Below are 2,729 nucleotides of genomic sequence, written 5' to 3' on the forward strand. Positions count from 1 at the left end.
CGCCGAGATGCTGCGCGAGTCCCGTTTCGACCTCGACCGGCCGATGACCGGCGTCGAGATCGAGCTGAATCTCGTCGACGAGGCGTCGAACCCGGCGATGCGCAACGCCGACGTGCTGGCGGCCATCGCCGATGAGAGCTTCCAGACCGAGCTGGGCCAGTTCAACATCGAGATCAACGTGCCGCCGCGCCGGCTGACCGGCACCGGCACCGCCGAGTTCGAGGAGTACGTGCGGGCCAGCCTCAACGCCGCCGAGGTGAAGGCCCGGGCGATCGGCGCGCACATGGTCATGATCGGCATCCTGCCGACGTTGCGCCCCGAGCACCTGACCGCCGAGACGCTGTCGGCCAATCCACGCTACAAGCTGCTCAACGAGCAGATCTTCGCGGCCCGCGGTGAGGATCTGCCGATCGCCATCAGTGGGGTGGAACGCCTGGCGGTCACCGCCGACACGATCACCCCGGAGGCGGCCTGCACCAGCACCCAGTTCCACCTGCAGGTCAGTCCGGCCCAGTTTGCCGACTACTGGAACGCCGCGCAGGCGGTGGCCGGCATCCAGGTCGCTGTCGGCGCGAACTCGCCGCTGTTCTTCGGCCGGGAGCTGTGGCGCGAGACCCGCATTCCGCTGTTCCAGCAGGCCACCGACACCCGGTCGGAAGAGATCAAAGCCCAGGGGGTACGCCCCCGCGTCTGGTTCGGCGAACGCTGGATCACCAGCGTGTTCGACCTGTTCGAGGAGAACGTGCGCTACTTCCCGGCGCTGCTTCCGGTCTGCGACCCGGAGGACCCGGCGCAGGCGCTCGCGGCCGGCGAGGTGCCCAATCTGGCCGAGCTGCGCCTGCACAACGGCACCGTCTACCGGTGGAACCGCCCGGTGTACGACGTGTCGCGTGGTCGTCCGCACCTGCGGGTGGAGAATCGGGTGCTGCCAGCCGGGCCGACCGTGCTGGACACCGTCGCCAACGGCGCCTTCTACTTCGGGTTGGTGCGCGCCCTCGCCGAGTCGGACCGGCCACTGTGGTCGCAGATGTCGTTCAGCGCCGCCGAGGAGAACTTCACCAGTTGCGCCCGGCACGGCATCGACGCGCAGGTCTTCTGGCCCGGTCTGGGCTACCTGCCGGTCACCGAGCTCGTGCTGCGCCGGTTGCTGCCGATGGCGCACCACGGCCTGGACCGGTGGGGGCTCGACCCGGGCGAGCGCGACCGATTGCTCGGCATCATCGAGCAGCGCTGCCTGACCGGCCGCAACGGGGCGACCTGGCAGGTGGAGACACTGCACCGGCTGGAGTCCGCCGACCACCTGGACCGGCCGGCGGCGCTGCGCGAGGTGGTCCGGCACTACGTGGACCTGATGCACAGCAACCGGCCGGTGCACGAGTGGCCGATCCCGTGAGCGCCCCGGGTGGCCCGATCGGCGCGGGGCTCAGCCGCGCGGGGTGGGAACACCGAAGAGATCGGTGATGCCACCGGGAAGCTGGGCGAACAGGTCGTGTCGCTCGTCGTCATTCAGCGCATCGGCGACGGTTCGCAACACCGCCTGGGCGTGCTGGCGCACCTGGTCCGCGTTCGCGACCTGCTCCCGGTCGCCGACGTGTTTGAGAAACTCACCGACGTCCCACCGGCGACCCTGGGGATTGCGGGTGACGGACGCGTCCAGCCCGTCCGGTAGCTGGGCCGCCAGGTTGTCGGCCTCCTGGCCGGCGAGCCGTTCACCGAGCACCGACAGGACGGCCTGGATGGACCGGACGGCCTCGTTCTCACCGAGGCCCGCGCGCTGTCGTACCGTGGCGATCATCTGCTCGTACTCCATGCCCCGCTCCTTCGGTCTCGTCGGCATGCCGTCAGGCGCGCCTGCGGACGAACGGGGCGAGTTCCCACGCTCTCTGGCCACAAACGGGTCACGCGCGGACCCGGACTTCCCGCCGTCGACGCGCGAGGCCTCGCAGGCCGCCGCGAACCGGACGACTCACCCGGTCACCGGCTGAGCCACGTCGGTGCCCTCCAATACCGGGGCACCGCGCGCCCGCCGGGGTGAACTCGGTCCCTTGTGGACCCCGCATCACACTGATGACTGTCGTAGGCTGGGGCAGCTCGCACATCGTCTGATCACGATGAGGGGACGCGCCGGTGACCGCTTCTGGAACAGACCGAGCCACGATCCAGGGGTCCGCGCGGGTCCCCGTGTCCCGTCGACGCATGCTGCGGATGGGAGCGGCGGCGGCCGGTGGCGCGGCGCTCGTCGGCTCGGCGGAGGCCGCGTCCGCGCAGACCGCGCCGGGTGGTGCGAAGCGCGTCCTGCGGGCGCCGGTGCTGTCACCCGGTGACCGGGTCCGGGTCGTGTCGCCCGGCGGCACCCCCAACCCCACCGCCATGGCCCGCGGCATCGAGATCCTGCGCGGCTGGGGCCTGGAGGTCGAGCTGGGCACGAACGTGTTCGCCAGGTACGGCTACCTCGCCGGCACCGACGCGCAGCGGCTGGCCGACCTGAACGCCGCACTCAACGACCCGGGGGTTCGTGCTGTCTTCGCCGCCCGTGGCGGGTACGGCACCCAGCGGATCGTCGACCAGATCGACGTGTCCGGTCTGCGCCGGGACCCTCGGGTGGTCGTCGGCTTCAGCGACATCACCAGCATCCAGGGCAAGCTCTGGCGTGAGATCGGCCTGGTCACCTTCTACGGCCCGATGGTCAACTGGAACGACGCCCGCACCGGCCCCGAGTCGGCCGAGGC

Annotated in this window: 3 protein-coding genes; 2 read left to right on the forward strand and 1 reads right to left on the reverse strand. The window is 70.8% G+C overall.

All coding sequences use genetic code 11. The annotated features are described in order from the left end of the window. Positions 1-1,393 (forward strand): glutamate--cysteine ligase (locus KBX53_RS28745; protein WP_210862710.1); only part of this gene is annotated, 1,393 nt, incomplete at its 5' end. A gap of 30 nt (positions 1,394-1,423) precedes the next feature. Here KBX53_RS28745 and KBX53_RS28750 read toward each other — a convergent pair. Then, positions 1,424-1,810, reverse strand: coding sequence for a DUF2267 domain-containing protein (locus tag KBX53_RS28750; RefSeq protein ID WP_051708528.1), 387 nt, complete (start codon positions 1,808-1,810; stop codon positions 1,424-1,426). Positions 1,811-2,196: 386 nt separating this feature from the next. Between KBX53_RS28750 and KBX53_RS28755 the strand changes: the two genes are divergently transcribed. Further along, a partial coding sequence (locus tag KBX53_RS28755) for an LD-carboxypeptidase (RefSeq protein ID WP_247676375.1) occupies positions 2,197-2,729 on the forward strand: 533 nt, incomplete at its 3' end.

Origin of the sequence: Micromonospora sp. M51 (assembly GCF_018070305.1) — a bacterium.
GTDB lineage: Bacteria > Actinomycetota > Actinomycetes > Mycobacteriales > Micromonosporaceae > Micromonospora > Micromonospora parva.